Raw genomic sequence first — 24,370 nt, 5'->3', positions numbered from 1 at the left:
CTCGGGGGAGCGCACGTCATGCTGAAGTACGAGGACATCATCGACGCCCCGGTGGCGAAGCTCAAGGCTGCCGTCGACGACTGGTCGGAGATGGCGGGGAAGCTGGACAAGCTCGCCACCGAGGCCGCCGACGGGATGAAGGCGAAGGCGGACAAGGCGGCCTGGGAAGGCGTCAACGCCGGGGTCACCAGGGCGTTCATCGGCAAGACGGCCAAGGAGTTCGCGGACGCCGCGGCCGAGGCCAAGGGCGTGAAGCTGATCCTGGAAGAGGGCCACGCGGCCATCAAGAAGGCCAAGGACGAGCTGGTCGGCATCCGGGACCACGAGGGCCCCGCTGCGGGCGTCCACGTGGACGGCAAGGGCAAGGTCACCGCGCGGAACCCGTTGTCCGAGAACCACACGGCACGGCACGACCCCGACTACGCCACGTATCTGAAAGAGGAGAGGGAGAACATCGCGTCGTGGCAGAGGAGGATCGACCTCATCGTCGACAACTGCAACGACACCGACCTCTCCTTCAAGAACGCCCTCCAGGCCAACGTCACCGACCGCAAGGACTTCAGCGCGCCGACGTACACGAAGCTGGACCAGGAGGAGGCCGCCCGCGCCGCCTCTCTGGCGGCCAAGGGCCGGGACATCACCCACACCGAACTCGAGCAGCTCAACGAGTTGCTCAAGGACAACAGTTCGTCGCGGGAGTTCTCCAAGGACTTCTACGAGAAGCTCGGCCCCGAGAAGTCGCTCGCATTCTTCGGCCAGCTCTCCACGGACATCTACGGGTACGGCGGCAAGGCCGACCCGGAGCGCCTCAAGGACGTCCAGGAGTTCCAGAGAAACCTCGGCCTCAACCTGGCCACCGCCTCCCACGACAAGGAATTCACCGACAAGTGGGGTCCGCAGCTCCGCAAGTTGGGCACGGAGCACATTCCGCTGGCCAAGCACGACTACGGCGGGCCGTTCGGATACCAGCTGCTCGGCGGGATCATGCGGTACGGGAACTACGACGCGAGGTTCCTCAACCCGATCGCCGAACACGTGGCGCAGCTGCACGCGAAGGACCCGTACATGTTCGCCCAGAACAAGGTGGTGAACAGTTCGTTCAAGAACCCGTTCAACCCCTCCGGTGTGAACGGGGCCGGCTACGACCCGGCCACCGCCATGCTGGAAGCGCTCGGCAACAGTCCGGAAGCGGCGAAGAGGTTCTTCGCCGACCCGCCGACCGCGTACAACGAGGACGGCACGGTCGATCACGGTGCCACGGCCGACCTGGGAAAGAACAAGGACGGCGAGGCGATCGACAACTACCTCGACTTCTTCGGCAACGAGGAGTGGGAGTCCTTCGGCGACGCCAACTCCTCCGGCGAGAAGGAGCTCAAGGCGGCGCTCGATCAGATGCCCGATGCCCTCGGCCACGCCTTGGAGGCAGCGACTCTCGGCTACCCCGCGGGGCACCCGGACGCCGGCGTGGTCCGGGACGAGGACAACGCCGCGGTCATGCAGCAGGTCATGGAGAAGTACGCCGCGGACCCGGGTCTCCTCAAGGAGCACCAGGAGGCGATGGCCGACAGCCTGGGCGTCATGGGCGCCGGCTACATCGACGACGTCAACTGGGCGTTGGCCAAGAACGATCCGGACAGCGTGTTCGCGCCGGGCAAGAACCCGGACGGGCACCTCGACTTCGCTGACACGGTGGACAGGAACGGGCGGAGCGTCGTCCGGGGCTTCCTCAGCACCCTCGGCCAGCACCCGGACGCCTACGCGACGGTCTCGACCGCGGAGCAGGTCTACACCCGCAGCGTGCTGGAGGGGACAGTGGGCCCGGACGGAAAGATCGACGACGAGGTCGCTGCCAGGGCCAGGGCGACCGTGCGTGTGGGCGCCGAGGTGCAGGGCATGCTCGACCAGTCCCGTGCCGACCAGGTGGAGGCGACGAACCTCAAGACCCACGAGGACTACGAGAAGGCGGTCGCCAAGCGGTCGGGCTGGATCGAGTTCGGGGCCACGGCGGGCATCGCGGCGGGCGTCGCCTTCCTGCCCGCGACCGCGGCCGTGGGCACGGCCGCGGTGCTCATCCCGCTGGCGACCGACACCGCCAGTGGTGCTGCCGAACAGGTCATCGGGCAGATGGTCGGTGACATCTCCGACAACTCGGTCGATGAGCACAAGGAGAAGACGGAGGAACTCACCCGCGCGGAGAAGACGAAGATCTACTCCGCGGGGGAGAGCATGGCGGAGGCGCCGATGGAGGACTTCCTGCGACGTCACGGCCTGGACGACGCCAGAAACACGGTCGGGCAGGATCTGCGTGAGTCGACGGTGATCGGTTACGGGCTCGGCAACGACCGGGAGAACCAGCAGGGCAACGACCCGGAGACCGGCTGAGTCCGTGGACGGCCGAGAGTACGGAAGGATACGGACAGTGATCAGTCGTAGGTCGGTACGCGGGGGACTCCTCGTCACGGTCGTGGCCGGCTCGTTGCTTCTCGGCGCCTCCGGTTGTGGAGGGGACGGAGATGCGGAGGGAACTCCGAAAACTCCGAAGGACTACAAGGTGGTTGGGGGGACACGGCTGTGCGGTGGCAAGGCTGTGTCCGCCGAGGCGTCTCGGGCGCTGAAGGTGATCACGGGGTCGTCGCGGTTCGAGGCGTCGGCGAAGGAGTACACCGTCGCACAGGCCGCAGCGGACCTTGTCGAGGAGTTCCCGGTCCCCACCGTGACCAAAGACGTGTGCCGCGTCCATCTGCCCATCGGCACGCCGGACTTCGTGCTCAGGATCACGTGGAAGCTGGTCGACGGCCCTCCGACGGACGAACCGCCGGCCCCGAAGTTCACCGTGCTGAAGATGGGAGAGGACGCCCTGGCCGCGGCGGACATGGCGTACGTCCAATTCGCATGCCGGAGCCCCAGGTTGTCCGACGCGTCGAGGTCGGGTCACGTCCTCATCGGCGTCCAGCGCTGGGGGATGCCGCAGGAGCCCGAAGGTGACACCAGGGCATTGAAGGAGGCCTACGCCACCGTGGCCCACTCCGTCTCGCTCGCCATGGCCGAGGAGTTGCGCTGCGAAAAAGACGGCGGGCTTCCTGCTCGGGCGGTGCTGGATCCCGTGGAGCCGCGTCATACGCAGTGATCCGGCCCGGTACTGTCCCGGGCCCGCCCCGTTCCTGTGACGGGGGCGGGGTGCACGGACGCCGTAGGAGCCTATTGTCTTCGCCGGTGAGCGTGACAAGGCCCCCGTCGGCCCGGGGTGAGGGCCGTCAGGGGCGCAGGCCGTACGGGTCGTCGCAGAGTTCGAAGACCGGCTCGCCGCGGACCGGGTCCTCGGCGACGGTGAGCCGGACGCGGCCGCCCGGGTGGATGGCGATGAACGGCCCCTTCACGCGGCCGCGGACGGTGAAACCCTCCGCCATCTCGATCAGGGAGACGTTGCGCGCGGCCGGGGTGTTGCGGCGGACCACGGTGGTGCGGCGCACGATGCCGGTGCCCTGGCTGCGTTCGGTGCGCAGGTCGCTCGACGCGCAGACCGGACACAGCAGCCGGTGGAACATGGTGGTCCCGCACCAGCGACAGCGCTGGAAGGCGAGGCGTTCCTCGCTCGACTTGCCGGCCCAGGCGGGGGCGCCGCTCTCGACGGGGACGGTGGCGTTGCTCTCAGGGACGTCGGCGTCCAGCACGTCCGCCGCGATCCCGATTCCCGGGTGGAACACGATGTCATCTCCCTGCGCTCGGCCGGAATCTGATGTGCTCGGATCGCCGTGCACGCGCCACAGAGTATGGCACTCAGTGCCAGTCGTAAAGGCACTGCGTACCCTCAATCGGTCCAGACGGACTCGATCTCCTTGACGACCCGCCACATGGGGACCCCGCGCCGGGCCACCAGGACCACCACGTCCTCGCCCTCCTCCGTACGCGCCACCGGGCCCTCCGTGCCGAACGTCCGCCGCACGTAGTCCAGGGCCCGGTCCACGAAGGCGTCGGCGTCCCCCTCGCCGTCCGCGCGCAGCCAGGAACGCAGGGCGTTGTTGTGGGCCGCGACCACGGCGGCGGCGATCACGTCGGCGTGCAGGGTGCCGTCACGCCGGTCGGTGAGACGGGTCCGCAGGTGGTCGGCTAGGGCACGCTCGTAGCGCCACACCACGGAGAGCTCGTACGCCCGCAGCCCGGGCACCCGCTTGGTCAGCCGGTAACGCTGCACGGAGAACGTCGGGTTCTCCGCGTACATCCGCAGGACGAGCCGGGCCGCGTCGCAGACGCGCGCGACGGGGTCGTCCTGCGGCGGGCCGGACTCCAGGAACTCGGTCATCTCCGCGAGACAGCGTTCGTGGTCCGGGAAGACCACGTCCTCCTTCGACGGGAAGTACCGGAAGAACGACCGTCGGCCCACCCCGGCCAGCGCGACGATGTCGTCGACCGTCGTCTGCTCGTACCCCCGCTCCAGGAACAGCCGGAACGCGGCCGCGACCAGGGCGTCGCGCATCGGCGGCTTCGGCGCCCCCGCGCCGGCCGACGGACCCCCGGGGGATGTCTCGCTCATGCGGCGAAACTAGCATCGGCGGCATCGAGGTGACACTCAGTGCCTGGTGGGGAGGGGACTGAGTGTCATGCGTGTTCCGGGTGCGGAGTCGGCCCCGTGCCAATAGGGCTCCGGCGCCCGCCACGCTCGCCCGGCCCCCTGCGCTCCGGCGCCCGCCACTGTCGCCCGCCCCCCGGCGCTGAGGCTCGCGGCCCCGTCTCAGCCGCCGTCGGCCGGGCGGACCGCCCAGCGCTGCTCGACCCTGGCAAGGCGCCAGTACGCGAGCGCGGCGGCCCAGACGATCACGAAGAGGCCGACGATGATGAAGCCCACGTTGTCGAGGTCTAGCTCCGCGATCCAGCCGGTGACCGCGTCCCGCAGGTCGAGCTTGTCGTGCAGGACGCCGACCAGCTCGATGGTGCCGATCAGGAACGCGACCGCGATCGACAGCCCCGTGATGGTGAGGTTGTAGAACACCTTGCGCACGGGGTTCGAGAAGGCCCACTGGTAGGCGAAGTTCATGAACGTGCCGTCCAGCGTGTCGAAGAGGCTCATGCCCGCCGCGAACAGCAGCGGCAGGCACAGGATCGCGTACCAGGGCAGCCCGGCCGCCGCCCCGCTGCCCGCCATCACCATCAGCGTCACCTCGGTCGCGGTGTCGAAGCCGAGGCCGAACAGGAAGCCCAGCGGGAACATCTGCCCGGGACGGCTGATGGACTTGGTGAAACGGCCGAGGATCCGGTTCATGAACCCCCGTGAATCCAGGTGCTCTTCGAGCTGCCGCTCGTCGTACGTCCCCTCCCGCATCGCCCGGAAGACCCGCAGAATGCCCATCAGGGCAACGAGGTTGAGCGCCGCGATGAGGTACAGGAACATGCCGGAGACGGTCGTACCCATGACGCCCAGCACCTGGTGCGTGCGCGAGCCCTCGTTCATGATGCGTCCGGCGAGCTGGGTGCCGCCCGCGATCAGCGCGGCCAGGACGACCACCACGCTGGAGTGACCGAGCGCGAACCAGAACCCCACGGACACCGGCCTCTTGCCGTCCGCCATCAGCTTGCGCGTGGTGTTGTCGATGGCCGCTATGTGGTCGGCGTCGAAGGCGTGCCGCATGCCCAGGGTGTACGCCGTGACGCCGAGCCCGATGCCGAAGGCCTTGGAGCCGACCTCGTAGTGCGCCGGAACGACCAGCAGGAACAGCACACCGAACGCGACGACGTGCAGTGCGGCGATCACCGCCAGCAGACCGGCGGTCCGGACGGTGTCCTCGCGCCGCCACTGGAAGACGGTGGGGCCCGTGGGCCCGGTGGGCAGGGTCATGCGGTCACGCTCCAGCACCTCGTGGATCACTTCGTGAGATGCCGTGGCCGGTCTCCTGGCTTGCGGGTACCTCCCGCGCGAGCCGAAGCCGAGCGTGGTGGAGGGTCGACGCGCCCGCCCCTGCCTTCCCGGCCGTCCGGCCAGTGGCGCCGCCCTGGGGCGGCACGGGACGAGAACTCCCCGATCACAGTGGCGAGGGCCGCTCCGGACTGAGCCCCTGAAAGGCTGTCACCGGTCTTCCCGAACACCACGACGCGCCAACCTTAGGTGCCGCCCGTGAACGGCTGCAAGCCTGCACAGTTGCGCAGGTATCCAAGATCACACGGCGCCTCCTGGAAGAATGCCGCCATGCATCTCGTCCCCGCCGACCGTGCCGGCCGGCGCACCATCGACGGCCACCGGGTCTGCGACGCCGTGGCCGCCATCGGCGAACCCACGGCGGTACGCGCGTGGGCCGACCGCTTCTCGCTGCTCGCCGACCCTGGCCGGCTCGCTCTCCTGCTGGCGCTGCACCGGGCCGGGCCCCTGGCCGTCTCCGACCTCGCCGTCGCCACGGGCATGAACGACCCGGCCGTGTCGCAGGCGTTGCGGCTGCTGCGTACGGCGGAGGTCGTCGTCGGCGAGAGGCAGGGCCGCGTCGTGCGCTACCGGCTCGTCGACGCCCCGACCGCCGCGCTGCTGGAACACTGCGGCACGGGCCTCGCCTGAATCCGGCACGACAGCCCCGACAGTCCGAGCCCGACGGCTCGACAGTCCGAGAGACCGACGGCTCGACAGTCCGAGAGACCGACGGCTCGACAGTCCGAGAGACCGACGGCTCGACAGTCCGAGAGACCGACGGCTCGACGGCTCGGTAGCCCGACCGCCCGTAGGTCCGACCGCCCGGTTGTTACCGGCAGTTACGGCAGTTCGGCGGCCCGGTCCGCTGTCTCCCGGCCGTTCAGAGCCCTTCTCCGGCAAGGAGAACCGTCGCGTACCGTGTCGCTGTTCGGCCGAACGGGTGACCATGCGTAAGAATTGCCCGGTGCAGACAACCATGGCGAGCCAGGGCGGGGATGGCCAGTGAACAGCCACGACGTCACCGATGAACAGTGGGAAGGGCTCGCCCAGGTCGTTCCGTTGCGCGGCCGGGACGCCTGGCCTTCCGCCGTCGGTCACCGGGCGATACCCGAGGCCGCGACCGAGACCAGGCGGCGCTTCGTCGTGCTGCGGGTCAATGTGTTCGCGGACGCCCGCGAGGTCGCCGAGACACTCATGGCGGGCATCCCCGTCCTGCTCGACCTGACGGGCGCCGAGACCGATGTCGCCAAGCGGGTGCTGGACTTCAGCACGGGCGTCGTCTTCGGCCTGGCGAGCGGGATGCACCGGGTCGACCGCAACGTGTTCCTGCTGACACCGCCGGGCACCGAGGTGCAGGGGTTGATGGAGGGGGTCGGGGTTCCGGGGCTGTGACGTGGACGTTCCCGGCGCGGTCGGGCACTCGCGGGTGACCTGACGAGGGGCGGCCGGACGGTAGCCGGGGCCGCGTGATCAACGGGCGTGATCCCTCGAACGAAGGAAGGTCGCCCGGGTGGAACGGTTCGCCTCCCGGCGGAGTCCTACCGTCCGGATATGACCGTGCCGCCTTTGCCTCCCCTTCAGCCTGTTCAGCCCGTTCGTTCGGTTCAGTCCCTTCGGGTTGTTCCATCCGTTCCGTCCACTTCATCTGGCCGACCGGTTCGGCCGGTTCAGTGCGTTGAGCCCGATGGACCCGGTGAGTCCCTTTCTCCCGTCGGGTACCGCGTGGATGCCGCGGGGCGTCCGGGCCGGTTCGGCGCCCCGAAGCCGACCGGGCGGGAGGTGCCGGTCGAGCCGGCCGCGCAGGAGCGGGTCCCCGAACCGCGAGCGGCGGGGGCAGGGGCGCGACCGGCGGGTGCGGGGATGCCCGTACGGGGAAACGGGGTGGCCGGCCGGACCGGGCCGCTGGGGGTTGGGTCCGCGGGTCTCGACGAACGTGAGTCGGATCGGTCGCGCGAGCTGCGTCAGTTGGATCAGCCGCGTGACGCGCGTGAACCGCGCGAGTCCCACGAGCAGTGTGAGCCGCGCCAGGCCGTACCGGCAGGTGCCGCCGAGGCGGGTTCCGCCGCGCCGAGTCCTCAGCCGGCCCGGCCGGAACGGCCGAGCGTCACCCACCTGCGGCTCTCCGCCTTCGCCGGGCACCGCGCCGCCGACTTCACGCTGGGACGGCTGACCCTCTTCGCGGGCCCCAGCGGCAGCGGCAAGTCCAGTGCGTTACGGGCGTACGAGGCGCTGGCGCGGCTCGGTGGCGGGGCCGAGCTGTGCGAGGTGTTCCCCGACCCGGCCGCCTGCGTACCCGAGGGGGCCCGCCCGGACGCCCAACGTCGGCGCGGCTTCCGTATCGGCTGTACGGCCGACGGCCCCGAAGGGCCGGTCCGGCTCGACCTCGCCGTACAGGCCGAACCCGAACTGCGCATCGTGGGCGAACGGTTGACCGCGGGCGGACTCGTCCTGCTGGAGACGGCGCTGCGGGACCCCAGCCGCCCGGTCGTCCAGGCCGCCTGGCACACGGCGGGCTCGTCCCCCGTGACCCGGGGCCCACTCCCCGACGACCGCCTCGGCACCGCCCTGCTGCCCCTGCGCGTCGCGGGCAAGACCGACGGGCAGCGCCAAGTGCTCGCCGCCGCCGAGCAGATGGTGATCGCGCTGCGCTCCGTCTTCCCCTGTGACCCGCGCCCGCCGTACATGCGCGCACCCGTGCCGGTCGGCGGCGGGCGCCTGCTGCCCGGCTGCGACAACCTCGCCGACGTGCTCTGGCGCACCCGGACCGAGTGCTCCCGCCGGCACGGGCTGCTCGTCCAGGCGGTCCGCGCCGGCTGCGCGGGCCCCATCGCCGACCTGCTCGCCGAACCCCTGCGTGACGGCACCGTCCGCGGGTTGCTCGACCGGGGCGACGGCCGCCGTACGGACGTGGGGCTGCTGGGGGACGGTGAGTTGAGGTATCTCGCGCTGGCCCTGGTACTGCTCACCGGGCCCGGAGTGCTGGAGGTGGACCCCGCCGGTGAGGTCCCCGCGGCGCTCCAGACGCTGACCGTACTGGCCGACGGCTTCGACCGCTGCATGGACGCCCGGCAGGCGGGGGAGCTGCTGCGGCTCGCGGCGCGGATGTGCGAGCGGGGGCACATCCGGCTGGTCGGGGCCGTGAGCGACGCGTCGTGGGCGGCGGAGGTGGAGGGAGTGACGGTGGTAGACCTGGGGGTGTGACGGAACTGGACGTGGCGCGGTTGCAGCGCCGACTGGGCGAGTTCGCGGCCGTACGCAACTGGCAGCCCTACCACACCCCCAAGAACCTGGCCGCCGCGCTCAGCGTGGAGGCGTCCGAACTGCTGGAGATCTTCCAGTGGTTGACGCCGGAGGAGTCGGCCCGCGTGATGGACGACCCGGACACCGCGCACCGGGTGACCGACGAAGTCGCGGACGTGCTCGCGTATCTCCTCCAGCTGTGCGCGGTGCTCGACGTGGATCCGCTCGCCGCGCTGGACGCCAAGATCGACCGCAACGAACGCCGATTCCCGGCTCCGGACAGCCCCTGACCGACGCCCGCCCCGCCCCGCACGCCCTCCTTCTGTCACTCTCAGTAGTGGTTGAGTTGTCCACAGTCGATTCTCTGTCCACAGATTTCGGGCTTCCTCTGGCTTTTCGTCCCCCGCGCCCTCACTCTGGGTAGTGGACAGCGGAGTTCGGGCGGACGTGTGAAAGCGCGTCGGACAGACGGGGGCAGCGCATGGACGCGGTGCGGCTCATCGTGACGAGCAGGCGTGCCCTGGCGGGAAGCAGCGAAATGCCGGAGATCATGAGGGAGGTGTGGCAGGCGCAGGCCCTGGCACAGGCGATCGGCAGTCGTCTGGCCGTCTCCGGGCCTCCCGAATTACGCGGCGAGGCGCTGGGGCTCACGGAGTTGGCGGGAAGAGGCTGCGGCGTACTGGACGCGCCGTCGCTCGGAGTGGGCGACCTGCGGGCCGCCCAGCTCACGGACCTGGGTGACGCCCGGCAGACCCTCCTCGACCTCGGGGGCCTGCTTGGCGAGGTCGGCATCGCGCTCGTCGGCATCGCCTGCGCGGCCGACGACGAGGGGACCTACTGGCAGTGCATGGAGGCGATCGACGCGGCCGACGAGTCCCGCGACCGGGTGCTGGAGATGCTGCGGCGCCTCGCGGTCCGGGAGGAGGAGGTGGTGGAGCGGGACCGTGCGGCGGGGTGAGGCGCGCCCCGCTCCCACAGCACCCCCGGAGTGACCTCAAGCCCCGGACGAGTCCGGGCTCTCCGGCCGCGTACCCGTGGACTGGAGGTGGGCGTCGAGCCGCGACAGGTCCGCGTTGAGTGCCGCCATCAGTTCCTCCATCTGCTGCAGGAGCCCCTTCGACGGATCGGGCACCGCCTGCTCCGGCACGGCTTCCTGGGACATGACGGCCTCCTCGGCCCTTGGCCCCTGAAGACGGGGCCGGCGCGGGTGACGCACCGGCGGCCGCCGGCAACGGGCGCCGGGCGGTCCGGCTCCGTCCGAGGCAACGATCACCGGTGGACGGGGTCACTGGCGCGGATCGGCGCCGTGCCCGGAGCTGACGGGTTTTCACCCGACCGTGGAAGGGGGTGACCGGCGGGACCGGTGGCGTTGACGCGCATCCGAGCGTGCAGGATGGAGGTATGGATCTTCGCATCTTCACCGAGCCCCAGCAGGGCGCCACCTACGACACCCTTCTCACTGTCGCCAAGGCCACCGAAGACCTCGGCTTCGATGCCTTTTTCCGCTCCGACCACTACCTCCGCATGGGCGCGGCGGACGGCCTCCCGGGGCCCACCGACGCCTGGATCACCCTGGCCGGACTCGCCCGTGAGACCCGGCGCATCCGGCTCGGCACGCTGATGACGGCGGGTACCTTCCGGCTGCCGGGTGTGCTCGCCATCCAGGTCGCGCAGGTGGACCAGATGTCGGGCGGCCGCGTCGAACTGGGCCTGGGCGCGGGCTGGTTCGAGGAGGAGCACAAGGCGTACGGCATCCCGTTCCCGAAGGAGAAGTTCGCACGCCTGGAGGAGCAGCTCGCGATCGTCACCGGTCTGTGGGCGACCGAGGTCGGCGAGACCTTCGACCACCACGGCACGTACTACGACCTCACGGACTCGCCCGCGCTCCCCAAGCCGGCGCAGGCGAAGATTCCCGTCCTGATCGGCGGTCACGGCGCGACCCGCACTCCGCGGCTCGCCGCGCAGTACGCCGACGAGTTCAACATCCCGTTCGCCTCCGTCGAGGACAGTGAGCGGCAGTTCGGCCGGGTGCGGGCCGCCGCGGAGCGGGCCGGCCGCAAGGCCGACGACCTGGTGTACTCCAACGCGCTGGTGGCCTGCGTAGGCAAGGACGACCAGGAGGTGGCCCGTCGTGCCGCCGCGATCGGCCGTGACGTCGACGAGCTCAAGGCCAACGGTCTCGCGGGTTCCCCCGACGAGGTGGTCGACAAGATCGGGCGGTACGCGGAGATCGGTGCCCGGCGTGTCTACCTCCAGATCCTCGACCTCGACGACCTGGACCACCTCGAACTCATCTCGGCGCAGGTGCAGTCGCAGCTGTCGTAGGGCTGTCGTTGCCTCGGGGGCGCTGACTGGGCACAGGGCAGCGCCCTCGCGGCCCAACGTGCGCCGGCCCCTCGGTGACCCGCTGACGACACCTCCGCGACACGACGGCACAGGCGTGACGAAAAATCCCCGAGGGTACCGCGGGGGGTCCCTGTAAGTTGAGCGGGCGCGCCGGGCCGTGACCGACGGCGCGCTCTTCCCTCGCTGCGGTTCGACGGGGCCCGCGCGTGCGCACACCGAGTGCGCGGCCGCGGTCCGTACGGGCGGACCGCGGTACAGAAAACCTATCGAGGCCTGCTTACCGTGTTCCTGACGATCAGTACCACCGGCACCCCAGAGCGCCCCGCGACCGACCTCGGCTACCTGCTGCACAAGCATCCCGACAAGGCGCAGGCGTTCTCCACCTCCTACGGCAGGGCGCACGTCCTCTACCCCGAGGCGTCCGTCCAGCGGTGCACGGCCGCGCTGCTGCTGGAGGTGGACACGGTGGCGCTGGTCCGCCGGGGCAAGGGCAAGGGACGCGGCGGCGCACCTGACGCGGCGCTCGCGCAGTACGTCAACGACCGCCCGTACGCGGCCTCCTCGCTGCTCGCCGTCGCCCTCAGCACCGTCTTCAGCAGCGCGATGAAGGGCCAGTGCAACGCCAGGCCGGACCTGCCGGAGCGGCCGTTGCCCCTGCGGATCGAGGTGCCCGCGCTGCCCGCCCGCGGCGGCGCCGACCTCGTGCGCCAGCTGTTCGAGCCGCTCGGCTGGACGGTGACCGTGGACGCCGTGCCGCTGGACACCGAGTTCCCCGAGTGGGGCGACTCCCGCTACGTACGCCTCGTGCTGGAATCCGAGGAGGGGCCGACGCTCGCCGAGGCGCTGCGCCACCTCTACGTCCTGCTCCCGGTGCTCGACGACGCCAAGCACTACTGGGTGGCCCCCGACGAGGTCGACAAGCTGCTGCGGGCCGGCGACGGCTGGCTCCCCGACCACCCCGAACAGCACCTGATCACCAGCCGGTACCTCTCCCGCCGCTGGTCCCTGACCCGCGAGGCCCGGGAGCGGCTGGAGCTCGTGCGGCTCGCCGAGGCCGACGACAGCGCCGTCGAGGAGATCGACAACGCGGTGGAGGACCAGGGCGACCCCGAGACCGGGGAGCCGGGCACCGACGGCGGGACGGCTGCCGCCGAGGCCGTGACCGGCGACGCCGGCGAGGCCGTGACGTCCGCCGGGGACGAGGCCGTGACGCCCGCTGGTGACGAGGCCGTGCCGCTCGCCGTGCGGCGGCGCGACGCCATCCTCGCCGCGCTGCGGGACTCCGGTGCCGGGCGCGTCCTCGATCTCGGCTGCGGGCAGGGGCAGTTGGTGCAGGCCCTGCTCAAAGACCCCCGGTACACCGAGATCGTCGGCGTCGATGTGTCGATGCGTGCGCTCACCGTCGCCGCGCGCCGCCTCAAGCTGGACCGCCTCGGGGAGCGGCAGGCCGCACGCGTCAAGCTCGTACAGGGCTCGCTCGCGTACACCGACAAGCGGCTCAAGGGCTACGACGCCGCGGTGCTGAGCGAGGTGATCGAGCACCTCGACCTGCCCCGGCTGCCCGCCCTGGAGTACGCCGTCTTCGGCTCCGCGCGCCCGCGGACCGTCCTGGTGACGACGCCGAACGTCGAGTACAACGTCCGCTGGGAGACCCTCCCGGCCGGTCACTCCCGGCACGGCGACCACCGCTTCGAGTGGACCCGCGAGGAGTTCCGCGCCTGGGCCCGGGCGGTGGCCGAACGGCACGCCTACGAAGTGGAGTTCGCGCCCGTCGGCCCCGACGACCCGGAGGTCGGCCCCCCGACCCAGATGGCCGTGTTCACCCTGAGCGGGACCCCGCACGACAAGCCGGCGAAGACCCCGGTCCCGAAGGAGGAGAAGGCCGCATGACGAACGAGACCAGCACGGGACGCACCCTGCCCGTCACCGACCTCTCCCTCGTGGTGCTGATCGGCGCGTCCGGCTCTGGCAAGTCCACCTTCGCGCGCAGGCACTTCAAGCCCACCGAGGTGATATCCAGCGACTTCTGCCGCGGCCTCGTCGCCGACGACGAGAACGACCAGAGCGCCAGCCGCGACGCCTTCGACGTGCTCCACTACATCGCGGGCAAGCGCCTCGCGAGCGGCCGGCGCACCGTCGTCGACGCGACCAGCGTGCAGCAGGAGAGCCGCCGGCAGCTGATCGACCTGGCGAAGGAGCACGACGTGCTGCCCATCGCCATCGTCCTCGACGTGCCCGAGGACGTCTGCGCCGAACGCAACGCGGCCCGCAGCGACCGGGCCGGCATGCCGCGCCGCGTCATCCAGCGGCACACCCGTGAACTCCGCCGCTCCCTGCGCCACTTGGAGCGCGAGGGGTTCCGCAAGGTGCACGTCCTGCGCGGCGTCGAGGAGATCGAGAACGCCGAGGTCCGCACCGAGAAGCGGTACAACGACCTGACCCATCTCACCGGGCCGTTCGACATCATCGGCGACATCCACGGCTGCGCGTCCGAACTGGAGACGCTGCTCACCAAGCTCGGTTACGTCGACGGCTCGCACCCGGAAGGCCGTACGGCCGTCTTCGTCGGCGACCTCGTCGACCGCGGCCCGGACACGCCCGGCGTCCTGCGCCGCGTGATGTCCATGGTCGCGTCCGGCGACGCGCTGTGCGTGCCGGGCAACCACGAGAACAAGTACGGACGCCACCTCAAGGGCCGCAAGGTCCAGCACACGCACGGCCTCGCCGAGACCATCGAGCAGATGGAGGGGGAGAGCGAGGAGTTCAAGCGGCAGGTGCGGGAGTTCCTCGACGGACTCGTCAGCCACTACGTCCTCGACGGTGGCCGCCTCGTCGTCTGCCACGCCGGGCTGCCCGAGAAGTACCACGGGCGTACGTCGGGACGGGTGCGGTCGCACGCCCTGTACGGCGAGACGACCGGCGAGACCGACGAGTTCGGCCTGCCCGTGCGCTACCCGTGGGCGGAGGACTACCGCGGCAGCGCGGCCGTGGTGTACGGCCACACCCCCGTCCCCACGGCCACCTGGCTCAACAACACCATCTGCCTCGACACCGGAGCCGTGTTCGGCGGCAGGCTCACCGCGCTGCGCTGGCCGGAGCGCGAACTGGTCGACGTACCCGCCGAGCGGGTCTGGTACGAGCCCACGAAGCCGCTTGCCTCCGAGGCGCCCGGCGGGCACGAGGGCCGGCCGCTCGACCTCGCGGACGTGCACGGACGGCGGGTCGTGGAGACCCGGCACGCCGGACGGGTGTCCGTGCGCGAGGAGAACGCCGCCGCGGCGCTGGAGGTGATGAGCCGCTTCGCCGTCGATCCGCGGCTCCTCCCGTACCTGCCGCCCACCATGGCGCCGACCGCGACCTCGCGCGTCGACGGCTACCTGGAACACCCCGCCGAGGCGTTCGCGCAGTACCACGAGGACGGGGTCGCGCGGGTCGTGTGCGAGGAGAAGCACATGGGCTCCCGGGCGGTCGCGCTGGTCTGCCGGGACGCGGCGACCGCCCGCGAGCGGTTCGGTGTGGGCGGGGCCCCGCGCCCGGACGGCGGCGAGGGTCCCACGGGCGCCCTCTACACGCGCACCGGGCGGCCCTTCTTCGACGACGCCGCGGTGACCGAGGAGATCCTCGGCCGGCTGCGGACCGCCGCCGACGAGGCCGGACTGTGGAAGGACCTGGAGACCGACTGGCTGCTGCTGGACGCCGAGTTGATGCCGTGGTCGCTGAAGGCGTCCGGGCTGCTGCGCACGCAGTACGCGGCCGTCGGAGCCGCGTCCGGGGCGGTGTTCCCGGGGGCGCTCGCCGCGCTCGAAGGGGCGGCGGCGCGTGGTGTCGACGTCCACGACCTGCTCACCGGGCAGCGTGAACGGGCGGCCGACGCGGCGGCGTTCACGGACGCCTACCGGCGGTACTGCTGGACCACGGACGGTCTGGAGGGCGTGCGTCTCGCCCCCTTCCAGATCCTCGCCGTCCAGGGCCGCAGCCTCGCCGCCCTGCCGCACGACGAGCAGCTCGCGCTCATCGACCGCCTCGTGGAGCACGACGGGAGCGGCCTGCTCCAGACCACCCGCCGGCTGTACGTGGACACGGGCGACGCGGAGTCCGTGCGGGCCGGCGTCGACTGGTGGCTGGAGATGACCGGGCGCGGCGGCGAGGGCATGGTCGTCAAACCCCTCCAGGCCGTGGTGCGGTCCCCGCAGGGGCGGCTGGTGCAGCCCGGCATCAAGTGCCGGGGACGCGAGTACCTGCGGATCATCTACGGCGCCGAGTACACGCGGCCCGAGAACCTCGCGCGGCTGCGCGGGCGGTTCCTGAACCACAAGCGGTCGCTGGCGATCCGGGAGTACGCGCTGGGTCTTGAGGCGCTGGACCGGCTGGCCGAGGGCGAGCCGTTGTGGCGGGTGCACGAGGCCGTGTTCGCGGTGCTGGCGTTGGAGTCGGAACCGGTGGATCCCCGTCTCTGACGGGAACGTGATCCGGGGGCCCGGGGCGGGGGTGTTGCCCTGTCCCGGGCCGGTGTTCCGTCACCGCCGGTGTCAACGGGCCCACGGGACCCGGGTCGCTTGCCGGCCCCGGCCCCGCTCACGTCGCCCGGCTTCGACCCCCGCTCAGGATCTGACCCCCGGTCCCGGCCCCGCCATGGGGCTCCGCCCCAGACCCCGCTCCTCAAACGCCGGAGGGGCTGATTCCCCACCTGAGGGCTGTCTCTTTCCGCCCGCCCTCTCCACCGGAGAGGAAGGTCCTGCCGCCCCTGCGCTGGAGGGCTTCCCTTCCCCTAACTCACCAGGCGTAGCCGGGTATCCGCCACGCCCACCCGGACCGTCTGGCCCCACGTCAGTTGCAGGGCGTCGTTCTCCATTCCGTCGCCGAAGGCTATGAGGCGGTCCGACTCGGCGGTGACGTGGAGGCGGGACGCGTCGGTGAGGGTGCCGGAGACGAGCGACGTGCCGGTGGCCGGGGACGGCCAGGCCTCGCGGACGAACCACAGCAACCGTTCCTCCGTGGGTCCCGGCAGCGGGAGACCGGCGCCGCGCTCCTGCCACACGGACCGCAGCCACCCGGTCGCCCCCGTCCCCGTGCCGACCAGGACCCCGGAGGAGGCCTGGGGCTCGACGGCACCCCTGTCGCCGTCGAGCCCCAGCCGGTAGCGGGCCGTCTGATGGCCCGCGGCTCCGAGGTAGATCTCATTGAGCGCGACCAGCCGCTGCGTGTCGTCGGCCACCGCCTCGACCATCGTGAGGTCGTCGCTCCGCCCGGCGCGGGCCGGCACGGAGGCGAGCAACGCGGCCGCGTCCCGGGGCCGGTGGCGCACCAGCACCGCCGGGTTGCGTCCCGGATCGGTGTCGATGCCGATCACGGGCTGCCCCGTCAGGTACTTGGCGACGTTGGCCACCAGCCCGTCCTGGCCGACGACGACCACGACGTCCTCGGGGCCGAACAGGAAGCGGTCCAAGTCCTGCCTCTCCAGGCGTGCCTGGCGCCACGTCAGCGGAACAGCGGCGGCGACCTCGGCGAGCGCCTCGCGAGTACGCCGGTGCCGGTCGGCGACCTCCGCGATGTCGCGGCCCCGTGACGCGAGGAAGAAGGCGGCCTGGCCGTGCGTACCGTGCCGGGCCACCAACTCCTCGTACTCCGTGGTGCGGTGCACGAGCACGGCACGGGGTGCGAGGCTCACGCCGGTTCCCCCGGTGTGCCGCCCAGCCTGGCCAGCAGCCCCGTCAGCACGTCCGGCGACACCGTGACGCTGTCGATCCGGGGCAGGTTCTCGGCCAGCCGGGTGGCCGTCAGGGCGTGCAGCGTCGCGACGTCCGCGTCCCCGTGCACCCGCAGCCACGCGGCCTGCGCCTCGGCCCGCGCCTCGCCGACCTCCCGCGCGGCCTGCGCCTCCGCCCCGGCCAGCCGGACGGTCCGTGCCGCCTCCGCCTCGGCCAGGCGCACCGTCCGTGCCGCCTCCGCCGTGGCCCGTACCGCGTCCGCCGCGGCGTGCTCCTCGGCCTCGCGCCGCGCATTCGTCCCGCGCTGGTCGACCAACTGCTCCTCGCGGCGGGCGAGTTCGATCTGGCTGGCCAGTTCGTTCTCGGCGATCGCCCGCTCCCGCTCGACGGCCACGGCACGCCGCTCGTACGTCGCCTTGTCCGCGTCCTGCTGGATCTGCTCCCGCGCCGGTGTCCGCAGCGCCCGCTCCACCTCGGGTTCGGGGCGCAGGGCCACGACCCGCACGGCGACCACCTCGATGCCGGTCGCCGGCAGCCGCGGCTCCGCGGCGAGCGCGCCCGCGACCCGCTCGCGCACGGCGGCCACCCCGTCCACCAGGGCCGACGCCAGCGGCGTACGCGCCAGCACGTCCAGCGCGTGCTGCTGGGCCGTCTCCGTGAGCAGCGTCCCGAGCTGTTCGAGGGGCGCGCCCCGCCAGACGCCCGTGTCGGGATCGATGGAGAAGTCGAGGCGGGCGGCTGCGAGCGCGGGGTCGCTGATCCGGTAGGTGACGGTCGCCTGGACGGCCACGTCCTGGAAGTCGGACGTACGGGCGTGGAAGGTCATCGCCAGCTCGCGGTCGTCGACCGGGACCTCGGAGAGGGCGGCGCTCAGCGCGCGGTACCAGAAGCTCAGCCCCGGCCCGTCGTGCACGAGCCGTCCCGACCGGTGGTGCCGCACATGCGTGGTCGGCGCCCCGCGCAGGTGGCGCCAGCCCAGGCGCCGGGTGATGTCGGCCATCGGTACAACCCCCTCGTCGCCGGACGGGGTCCGTACACCCGCCCGTTGTCGTCAGTACGACGATAAACAGTGGGGCTCTTATCGTCAAGGGGACGAAATCAACTGGGACGGGTTCGCGCGGATGTGCGGGTGAAACGCGTCCGGGTGGTCAGGATGGAGTCATGGGATTTCACGTCGACTCCGAGGCCGGGCGGCTGCGCCGCGTCATCCTGCACCGGCCGGATCTGGAGCTCAAAAGGCTCACCCCCAGCAACAAGGACGCGCTGCTCTTCGACGACGTGCTGTGGGTGCGCCGGGCGCGAGCGGAGCACGACGGGTTCGCGGACGTCCTGCGGGACCGAGGCGTCGCCGTCCACCTCTTCGGCGACCTGCTCACCGAGACCCTGGAGATCCCGGCGGCCCGTTCGCTCGTCCTGGACCGGGTGTTCGAGGAGAAGGAGTACGGCCCCCTCGCCACCGACCACCTGCGGGACGCCTTCGAGGGCATGTCCGCCCCGGACCTGGCCGCCGCGCTGGTCGGCGGGATGACCAAGCGCGAGTTCCTGGAGGCGCACGCCGAACCGACCTCCGTGCGCTTCCACGTCATGGACCTGGACGACTTCCTGCTCGGCCCGCTCCCCAACCACCTCTTCACCCGGGACACCTCCGCCTGGATCTACGACGGGGTGTCCATCAACGCCATGCGCTGGCCCGCCCGCCAGCGGGAGACCGTGCACTTCGAGGCGATCTACCGCCACCACCCGCTCTTCCGCGACGAGTCCTTCCGCCTCTGGTCGGAGGGGCAGGCGGACTACCCGTCCACCATCGAGGGCGGCGACGTGCTGGTGATCGGCAACGGGGCGGTCCTCATCGGGATGAGCGAGCGCACCACGCCCCAGGCCGTCGAGATGCTCGCGCACAAGCTGTTCGCGGCCGGCTCGGCCCGCACCATCGTGGCGCTCGACATGCCGAAGCGCCGGGCGTTCATGCACCTCGACACCGTGATGACGATGGTGGACGGCGACATCTTCACGCAGTACGCCGGACTCGGCATGCTCCGCAGCTACACCATCGAACCGGGCGCCGGCGACAAGGAGCTCAAGGTCACCGACCATCCGCCGGAGCACATGCACCGCGCGATCGCCGCCGCCCTCGGGCTCAGCGCGATCCGGGTGCTCACCGCCACCCAGGACGTGCACTCGGCCGAGCGCGAGCAGTGGGACGACGGCTGCAACGTCCTCGCGGTCGAGCCGGGCGTCGTGATCGCGTACGAGCGGAACTCGACGACCAACACGCATCTGCGCAAGCAGGGCATCGAGGTGATAGAGATCCCCGGTAGCGAACTCGGCCGGGGCAGGGGTGGCCCCCGCTGCATGAGCTGCCCTGTCGAGCGGGACGCCGTGTAGCGGGGGAGGGGGCGAGGGGCGGCCGGTCCCTGGGGTCGGGACGCACCCCGGCTCCGTATAGAAATGTCGAGGGTCGTATAGAATTCCAGACGTCCCCGTCTTCGTAACCCTGGAGCGCCCCCATGGCGACAGTCCCGACCGCCCTCGCCGGCCGCCATTTCCTCAAGGAGCTGGACTTCACCGCGGAGGAGTTCCGCGGCCTGATCGAGCTGGCCGCGGAGCTCAAGGCGGCCAAGAAGGCGGGCACGGAGACGCGCCACCTCCAGGGGCGCAACATCGCGCTGATCTTCGAGAAGACCTCGACCCGCACCCGCTGCGCGTTCGAGGTCGCCGCCGCCGACCAGGGCGCCTCGACCACCTATCTCGACCCGTCCGGCTCGCAGATAGGCCACAAGGAGTCCGTGAAGGACACCGCCCGGGTGCTCGGCCGGATGTTCGACGCGATCCAGTACCGCGGTGACAGCCAGGCCGGCGTCGAGGAGCTCGCCGCGTACGCCGGAGTGCCGGTCTACAACGGTCTGACCGACGACTGGCACCCCACCCAGATGCTCGCCGACGTGCTCACCATGACCGAGCACAGCGACAAGCCCCTCGACCGGATCGCCTTCGCGTACCTCGGCGACGCCCGCTTCAACATGGGCAACTCCTACCTGGTGACCGGCGCGCTGCTCGGCATGGACGTACGGATCGTCGCCCCGCGCGCGTACTGGCCGGCGCAGGAGATCGTCGACCGGGCCCACAAGCTCGCCGAGCACAGCGGCGGCCGCGTCACGCTCACCGAGGAGGTCGCCGAGGGGGTCGGCGGCGCCGACTTCGTGGCCACCGACGTCTGGGTCTCGATGGGGGAGCCCAAGGACGTGTGGGACGAGCGCATCCGCGCGCTGTCCCCGTACGCCGTGACGATGGACGTGCTCCGCGCCACCGGCAACCCGGACGTCAGGTTCCTGCACTGCCTGCCGGCCTTCCACGACCTGGGCACCAAGGTCGGCCGCGAGATCCACGCGACGCACGGGCTCGACTCGCTGGAGGTGACCGACGAGGTCTTCGAGTCGGCGCACTCGGTCGTCTTCGACGAGGCGGAGAACCGGCTGCACACCATCAAGGCGATCCTCGTCGCCACCCTCGCCTGACGCGGACCGGACCCGCCCGCACCAGAGCAGCACGCGCCGGAGCCCACCCGACCCGCGGGCGCAGGGCATCCGGTCCGGCCCGCCCGCGCCGGACACCCCGTCCGTCGCAGGTATAGGGCACCGGCGTCCGGCCCGCCCGCGCCGGACACCCCGTCCGTCGCAGGTATAGGGCACCGGCGTCCGGCCCGCCCGCGCCGGACACCCCGTCCGTCGCAGGTACAGGGCACCGGCGTCCGGCCGCCCGCGCCGGACGCCCCGTTCGGCCTCCGTCGCGCCTCTGCCGTGTAACGCTGCCGCCGCGTCTCCCCGTACGATCCTCGGCGGGCCCCCGGAACCATCCCTTCCGCCGCCCGTCATGCGACCGACCCCGTCGCGCCCCCGCACCATCGAAATGAGCACCACCCGCATGCCCGCTCCACGCATCGAGCGCGCCGCCCGCAGCAGGCGCGCTCCCCGCATCAAGTCCACCGAGCTCCTGGTCGCCGAATCCGGCGCGGACCTCGAAGGCCATGGCCTCAAGCGCACCATGGGCCTCTTCCAGCTCGTCTGCTTCGGCGTCGGCGCGATCGTCGGCACCGGGATCTTCGTCGGTCTCTCCGACTCCGTCGGGCAGGCCGGTCCCGCGGTGGTCGTCTCGTTCGTCCTCGCCGCGCTCACCTGCGTCTTCACCGCGTTCTCCTTCGCGGAGCTGGGCGGCGCGATCCCGGTCTCCGGATCCTCGTACTCCTTCGCCTACGCGGGCCTCGGCGAGGGCACGGCCTTCCTCGTCGGCTGGTGCCTGCTGCTGGAGTACGGCGTCTCCGTGTCGGCCGTGGCGGTCGGCTGGAGCCAGTACGTCAACGAACTGCTCCGGAGCCTGACGGGCGTGGAGCTGCCCGACGCGGTGTCCGCGGGTCCCGCCGACGGCGGCGTCGTGAACCTCCCGGCGGTCGTCGTGATCGCGCTGGCCTCGGTCCTGCTCGTCCGCGGGGTGCGCGAGAGCGCCCGCGCGACCGCCGCCATGGCGGTCCTGAAGCTCGCGGTGCTCGTGGCCTTCTGCGCCATCGGTTTCACCGCCTTCAAGGACGGCAACCTCAGCCCGTTCTCGCCGGCCGGCCTCGGCGGCATCGGCGCCGGCACCACGGCCGCCTTCTTCTCCTACATCGGCTTCGACGCGATCACCACCGCCGGTGAGGAGGCCAGGAACCCGCGCCGTGACATCCCGATCGCGATCCTGGTCTGCATCGGCCTGGTCACGCTGCTGTACTGCGCCGTGGCGCTCGCCGCGATCGGCGCCGTCGGCGCGGACCGCGTCGGCGGCCGGGCCGCCGCGCTGTCCTACGTCGTCAACGAGGTCACCGGCTCCACCGTCGGCGGCGGCATCGTCGCCTTCGGCGCGGTCGTCGCCATCGCCTCGGTCGTCCTCGCGGTGATGTACGGCCAGACCCGCGTCCTCATGTCCATGGCCCGAGACGGACTCGTCCCGCGCGTCTTCGAGCGCGTCTCCCCGAAGACGTCGACCCCGGTCTCCGGGACGCTCATCGTCGCGGTGGTCTTCGCGGTCCCGGCGGCCTTGGCGCCGCTCGACGCCGTCGTGGACCTCACCACCATCGGCACCCTGGCCGTGATGGCCGTCGTCAACGTCGTGCTGATCGCCCTGCGGCGCCGCGAACCGGGCCTCGCCCGCGCCTTCCGCGTCCCGCTCTACCCCGTGATGCCGCTGCTCGGCGTCGGCTTCTGCCTCTACCTGATGTACGAGACCGGCTGGGAGGCATGGCTGCAGTTCGGGGCGTTCCTGGTGGCCGGGTTCATGGTCTACGCGGGGTACGGGCGCCGCCACTCGCGGCTGGCCCCTGCGGCCGGGGACCCTAGTGCGCGTACCGGCGCTGAGACGGTACGACAGGAAGCCTGAACCAGACCGCCTTGCCGGACTCGGTGGGGCGGTGACCGCAGGAGGAGCTGAGGGTGCGGATGAGGAGGAGGCCGCGCCCGTGCTCCTGCCAGGGGTCGGGCGGACCGAGCTGCTGCGGGATCGTGAGATCGCCGGGCGGCGCCGGGTCCGGGTCGTGGACCTCGACCTGACAGCCCGACGGCAGCAGCTCCACCACCAGCTCTATCGGACCGTTCCCGGCGGTGTGCTCCACCGCGTTGGCGACCAGCTCCGCCGTCAGCAGCTCGGCGGTGTCGCTGTCGGCGGCGTGCTTCAGCTCGGCCAGCGCCGTCCGCACCAGCGCACGCGCGACGGGCACCGCCGCAGCCGTGTGCGGCAGTGCGATGCGCCAGGAGGCGGGGGCGGAGGGCGGCTCGTGCAAGGCGGGTCCGTTCATCAGCAGGCTGTCCTGCTTTCAACATAGGAATGGTACGGCTTTCCCGAACGGAGTCGGGCGGCGGGCGGTGGCGGGGACGTTCGTCCCGCGTACCGGGGCGTACCCAGGCGAACGGCCCGCCGCGCACGGTCGCGCCCACCGTTACGCGCCTATCGATGATCCGTGACTCGGTGACGGCCGCGCGGGGCCCCGCCGCGGCGGGGCCCCGGGCCGCCGAGCGGCCCTGTCCGGCCCGGGTGCGCAGCCGTGGCTGTCGCACCCGGCCAGGGAAGGCGGCGGACGCTCGGGTCGCGGGCGGCGCCCTCCCGGCGAGGTGCCGGCCCTGCCCTCTCGGCCCCCAGCCGACGTCGCCCCCTGCCGGGACGTGCCTCCACAGCGGGGTCGACCTCCGGGGCCCGCCCGAGAATCGGGTTATCGCGTACTCGTGACGACAGTCACGGAGCGGTGATAGCTTCGTGAGGCAGCCGGGTGCGGTCGCGGGTCCCCTCGGCCCGGCGCCGCCGACCGCCGCCCCCGCCCGAGGAGGCCGCACACCATGAGTCCCTTCACCGGCTCCGCCGACCGCACCTCCGACTGGCGGCACGTGAGATGCCGGATCGCCGACGGGGTCGCCACGGTCACCCTGGCCCGCCCGGACAAGCTGAACGCGCTCACCTTCGGCGCCTACGCCGACCTGCGCGACCTGCTCGCCGAGCTGTCCCGCGAGAGGTCCGTGCGGGCCCTGGTGCTGGCCGGGGAGGGCCGCGGGTTCTGCTCCGGCGGGGACGTCGACGAGATCATCGGCGCCACCCTGGCGATGGACACCGCACAGCTGCTGGACTTCAACCGGATGACCGGGCAGGTCGTACGCGCCCTGCGGGAGTGCCCGTTCCCGGTGATCGCGGCGGTGCACGGAGTCGCCGCGGGCGCCGGAGCCGTGCTCGCGCTCGCCGCCGACTTCCGGGTCGCCGACCCCACCGCCCGCTTCGCCTTCCTCTTCACGCGCGTCGGACTGTCCGGCGGCGACATGGGCGCCGCCTACCTCCTGCCCCGGGTGGTCGGCCTCGGGCACGCCACCCGGCTGCTGATGCTCGGGGAACCGGTGCGGGCGCCCGAGGCCGAGCGCATCGGCCTGATCAGCGAACTCGCCGAGGAGGGCCGCGCCGACGAGCACGCCCGGGCGCTCGCCCACCGCCTGGCCGAGGGCCCGGCCCTCGCGTACGCCCAGACCAAGGCGCTGCTCACCGCCGAGCTGGACATGCCGCTCGCCGCCTCGGTGGAGCTGGACGCCGCCACCCAGGCCCTGCTCATGAACGGCGAGGACTACGCGGAGTTCCACGCCGCGTTCACGGAGAAACGGCCGCCGAAGTGGCGGGGGCGGTGACC

Annotated in this window: 21 protein-coding genes and 1 riboswitch; of the genes, 14 read left to right on the top strand and 7 right to left on the bottom strand. The window is 71.8% G+C overall.

All coding sequences use genetic code 11. The annotated features are described in order from the left end of the window. The first annotated feature begins 18 nt into the window (after positions 1 to 18). Together ACFYQQ_RS03755 and ACFYQQ_RS03750 are read left to right on the top strand one after the other, a co-directional pair. Complete coding sequence (locus ACFYQQ_RS03755) at positions 19 to 2,382, top strand: hypothetical protein (RefSeq protein ID WP_388903238.1); 2,364 nt, start codon at positions 19 to 21, stop codon at positions 2,380 to 2,382. 4 nt (positions 2,383 to 2,386) lie between these two features. Then, on the top strand, positions 2,387 to 3,127 hold the full coding sequence (locus ACFYQQ_RS03750; RefSeq protein ID WP_356242005.1) for a hypothetical protein: 741 nt from the start codon (positions 2,387 to 2,389) through the stop codon (positions 3,125 to 3,127). 127 nt (positions 3,128 to 3,254) lie between these two features. On the opposite strand, the gene ACFYQQ_RS03745 is transcribed toward ACFYQQ_RS03750, so the two are convergent. From ACFYQQ_RS03745 to ACFYQQ_RS03735, 3 genes are all read right to left on the bottom strand, one after another. Next, positions 3,255 to 3,704, bottom strand: coding sequence for a zinc ribbon domain-containing protein (locus ACFYQQ_RS03745; RefSeq protein ID WP_355793659.1), 450 nt, complete (start codon positions 3,702 to 3,704; stop codon positions 3,255 to 3,257). A 104-nt stretch (positions 3,705 to 3,808) separates the two neighbouring features. Beyond that, entirely contained in the window at positions 3,809 to 4,474 is a 666-nt protein-coding gene (locus tag ACFYQQ_RS03740; protein ID WP_355793661.1) for a TetR family transcriptional regulator, read from the bottom strand. A 255-nt stretch (positions 4,475 to 4,729) separates the two neighbouring features. Beyond that, on the bottom strand, positions 4,730 to 5,830 hold the full coding sequence (locus ACFYQQ_RS03735; protein WP_355795341.1) for a HoxN/HupN/NixA family nickel/cobalt transporter: 1,101 nt from the start codon (positions 5,828 to 5,830) through the stop codon (positions 4,730 to 4,732). 27 nt (positions 5,831 to 5,857) lie between these two features. Then, positions 5,858 to 6,097: riboswitch (cobalamin riboswitch) on the bottom strand. Between the two features lie 81 nt (positions 6,098 to 6,178). On the opposite strand from ACFYQQ_RS03735, the gene ACFYQQ_RS03730 reads away from it, so the two are divergent. The 5 genes from ACFYQQ_RS03730 (at position 6,179) to ACFYQQ_RS03710 (ending at position 10,088) form a co-directional block, all read left to right on the top strand. Beyond that, positions 6,179 to 6,538, top strand: a complete 360-nt coding sequence (locus ACFYQQ_RS03730; protein ID WP_355784434.1) for a metalloregulator ArsR/SmtB family transcription factor — start codon at positions 6,179 to 6,181, stop codon at positions 6,536 to 6,538. 354 nt (positions 6,539 to 6,892) lie between these two features. Further along, positions 6,893 to 7,282, top strand: coding sequence for a cell division protein SepF (locus ACFYQQ_RS03725; protein WP_355784432.1), 390 nt, complete (start codon positions 6,893 to 6,895; stop codon positions 7,280 to 7,282). A 573-nt stretch (positions 7,283 to 7,855) separates the two neighbouring features. Beyond that, positions 7,856 to 9,091: an ATP-binding protein gene (locus ACFYQQ_RS03720; protein WP_355784429.1), complete on the top strand. Its 1,236-nt coding sequence runs from the start codon at positions 7,856 to 7,858 to the stop codon at positions 9,089 to 9,091. Next, a complete protein-coding gene (locus ACFYQQ_RS03715; protein WP_355784427.1) occupies positions 9,088 to 9,420 on the top strand; it encodes a nucleotide pyrophosphohydrolase in 333 nt (110 codons plus the stop codon). The genes ACFYQQ_RS03720 and ACFYQQ_RS03715 overlap by 4 nt, the downstream gene beginning before the upstream one ends. Before the next feature lie 191 nt (positions 9,421 to 9,611). Beyond that, positions 9,612 to 10,088, top strand: coding sequence for a DUF6099 family protein (locus tag ACFYQQ_RS03710; protein ID WP_355784424.1), 477 nt, complete (start codon positions 9,612 to 9,614; stop codon positions 10,086 to 10,088). A gap of 36 nt (positions 10,089 to 10,124) precedes the next feature. Here the strand turns inward: ACFYQQ_RS03710 and ACFYQQ_RS03705 are convergent, their stop codons facing one another. Continuing rightward, positions 10,125 to 10,292, bottom strand: a complete 168-nt coding sequence (locus tag ACFYQQ_RS03705; RefSeq protein WP_355784422.1) for a hypothetical protein — start codon at positions 10,290 to 10,292, stop codon at positions 10,125 to 10,127. Positions 10,293 to 10,531: 239 nt separating this feature from the next. On the opposite strand from ACFYQQ_RS03705, the gene ACFYQQ_RS03700 reads away from it, so the two are divergent. The 3 genes from ACFYQQ_RS03700 to ACFYQQ_RS03690 all read left to right on the top strand — a co-directional run bounded on the left by ACFYQQ_RS03700 (position 10,532) and on the right by ACFYQQ_RS03690 (position 15,933). Beyond that, on the top strand, positions 10,532 to 11,455 hold the full coding sequence (locus ACFYQQ_RS03700; RefSeq protein ID WP_355784419.1) for an LLM class F420-dependent oxidoreductase: 924 nt from the start codon (positions 10,532 to 10,534) through the stop codon (positions 11,453 to 11,455). Positions 11,456 to 11,758: 303 nt separating this feature from the next. Next, positions 11,759 to 13,366 (top strand): 3' terminal RNA ribose 2'-O-methyltransferase Hen1, encoded by a 1,608-nt coding sequence (locus ACFYQQ_RS03695; RefSeq protein WP_355784416.1) that lies wholly within the window; start codon positions 11,759 to 11,761, stop codon positions 13,364 to 13,366. After that, positions 13,363 to 15,933, top strand: a complete 2,571-nt coding sequence (locus ACFYQQ_RS03690) for a polynucleotide kinase-phosphatase (RefSeq protein WP_388903229.1) — start codon at positions 13,363 to 13,365, stop codon at positions 15,931 to 15,933. The genes ACFYQQ_RS03695 and ACFYQQ_RS03690 overlap by 4 nt, the downstream gene beginning before the upstream one ends. A gap of 311 nt (positions 15,934 to 16,244) precedes the next feature. Here ACFYQQ_RS03690 and ACFYQQ_RS03685 read toward each other — a convergent pair whose 3' ends face one another. Continuing rightward, on the bottom strand, positions 16,245 to 17,144 hold the full coding sequence (locus ACFYQQ_RS03685; protein WP_388903226.1) for a hypothetical protein: 900 nt from the start codon (positions 17,142 to 17,144) through the stop codon (positions 16,245 to 16,247). Then, entirely contained in the window at positions 17,141 to 18,184 is a 1,044-nt protein-coding gene (locus tag ACFYQQ_RS03680; protein ID WP_356172977.1) for an SPFH domain-containing protein, read from the bottom strand. The genes ACFYQQ_RS03685 and ACFYQQ_RS03680 overlap by 4 nt, the downstream gene beginning before the upstream one ends. Positions 18,185 to 18,345: 161 nt before the next feature. On the opposite strand from ACFYQQ_RS03680, the gene ACFYQQ_RS03675 reads away from it, so the two are divergent. From ACFYQQ_RS03675 to ACFYQQ_RS03665, 3 genes are all read left to right on the top strand, one after another. Next, on the top strand, positions 18,346 to 19,569 hold the full coding sequence (locus ACFYQQ_RS03675) for an arginine deiminase (RefSeq protein ID WP_356172980.1): 1,224 nt from the start codon (positions 18,346 to 18,348) through the stop codon (positions 19,567 to 19,569). A gap of 122 nt (positions 19,570 to 19,691) precedes the next feature. Beyond that, positions 19,692 to 20,699, top strand: coding sequence for an ornithine carbamoyltransferase (argF, locus tag ACFYQQ_RS03670; protein ID WP_355792041.1), 1,008 nt, complete (start codon positions 19,692 to 19,694; stop codon positions 20,697 to 20,699). Between the two features lie 391 nt (positions 20,700 to 21,090). Next, complete coding sequence (locus ACFYQQ_RS03665; protein WP_388903221.1) at positions 21,091 to 22,590, top strand: amino acid permease; 1,500 nt, start codon at positions 21,091 to 21,093, stop codon at positions 22,588 to 22,590. Here the strand turns inward: ACFYQQ_RS03665 and ACFYQQ_RS03660 are convergent. Beyond that, positions 22,547 to 23,005 (bottom strand): ATP-binding protein, encoded by a 459-nt coding sequence (locus ACFYQQ_RS03660; RefSeq protein WP_355795755.1) that lies wholly within the window; start codon positions 23,003 to 23,005, stop codon positions 22,547 to 22,549. The two genes, ACFYQQ_RS03665 and ACFYQQ_RS03660, sit on opposite strands and share 44 nt — an antisense overlap. Before the next feature lie 535 nt (positions 23,006 to 23,540). Here ACFYQQ_RS03660 and ACFYQQ_RS03655 point away from each other — a divergent pair. Beyond that, positions 23,541 to 24,368 carry an enoyl-CoA hydratase family protein gene (locus ACFYQQ_RS03655; RefSeq protein ID WP_355790421.1) on the top strand — a complete coding sequence of 276 codons (828 nt, stop codon included), beginning with the start codon at positions 23,541 to 23,543 and terminating at the stop codon, positions 24,366 to 24,368. Positions 24,369 to 24,370: the final 2 nt, after the last annotated feature.

The organism is Streptomyces sp. NPDC005496 (assembly GCF_042872045.1).
Taxonomy (GTDB): domain Bacteria; phylum Actinomycetota; class Actinomycetes; order Streptomycetales; family Streptomycetaceae; genus Streptomyces.
This window is presented reverse-complemented; position numbering and strand designations above follow the sequence as displayed.

Coding starts and splice junctions, on each gene's coding strand:
- ACFYQQ_RS03705 (WP_355784422.1), bottom strand. CDS start 10,292: ATGTCCCAGGAAGCCGTGCCGGAGCAGGCGGTGCCCGATCCGTCGAAG.
- ACFYQQ_RS03665 (WP_388903221.1), top strand. CDS start 21,091: ATGAGCACCACCCGCATGCCCGCTCCACGCATCGAGCGCGCCGCCCGC.
- ACFYQQ_RS03755 (WP_388903238.1), top strand. CDS start 19: ATGCTGAAGTACGAGGACATCATCGACGCCCCGGTGGCGAAGCTCAAG.
- ACFYQQ_RS03710 (WP_355784424.1), top strand. CDS start 9,612: ATGGACGCGGTGCGGCTCATCGTGACGAGCAGGCGTGCCCTGGCGGGA.
- argF (WP_355792041.1), top strand. CDS start 19,692: ATGGCGACAGTCCCGACCGCCCTCGCCGGCCGCCATTTCCTCAAGGAG.
- ACFYQQ_RS03660 (WP_355795755.1), bottom strand. CDS start 23,005: ATGAACGGACCCGCCTTGCACGAGCCGCCCTCCGCCCCCGCCTCCTGG.
- ACFYQQ_RS03655 (WP_355790421.1), top strand. CDS start 23,541: ATGAGTCCCTTCACCGGCTCCGCCGACCGCACCTCCGACTGGCGGCAC.
- ACFYQQ_RS03735 (WP_355795341.1), bottom strand. CDS start 5,830: ATGACCCTGCCCACCGGGCCCACGGGCCCCACCGTCTTCCAGTGGCGG.
- ACFYQQ_RS03675 (WP_356172980.1), top strand. CDS start 18,346: ATGGGATTTCACGTCGACTCCGAGGCCGGGCGGCTGCGCCGCGTCATC.
- ACFYQQ_RS03700 (WP_355784419.1), top strand. CDS start 10,532: ATGGATCTTCGCATCTTCACCGAGCCCCAGCAGGGCGCCACCTACGAC.
- ACFYQQ_RS03730 (WP_355784434.1), top strand. CDS start 6,179: ATGCATCTCGTCCCCGCCGACCGTGCCGGCCGGCGCACCATCGACGGC.
- ACFYQQ_RS03690 (WP_388903229.1), top strand. CDS start 13,363: ATGACGAACGAGACCAGCACGGGACGCACCCTGCCCGTCACCGACCTC.
- ACFYQQ_RS03740 (WP_355793661.1), bottom strand. CDS start 4,474: ATGCGCGACGCCCTGGTCGCGGCCGCGTTCCGGCTGTTCCTGGAGCGG.
- ACFYQQ_RS03680 (WP_356172977.1), bottom strand. CDS start 18,184: ATGGCCGACATCACCCGGCGCCTGGGCTGGCGCCACCTGCGCGGGGCG.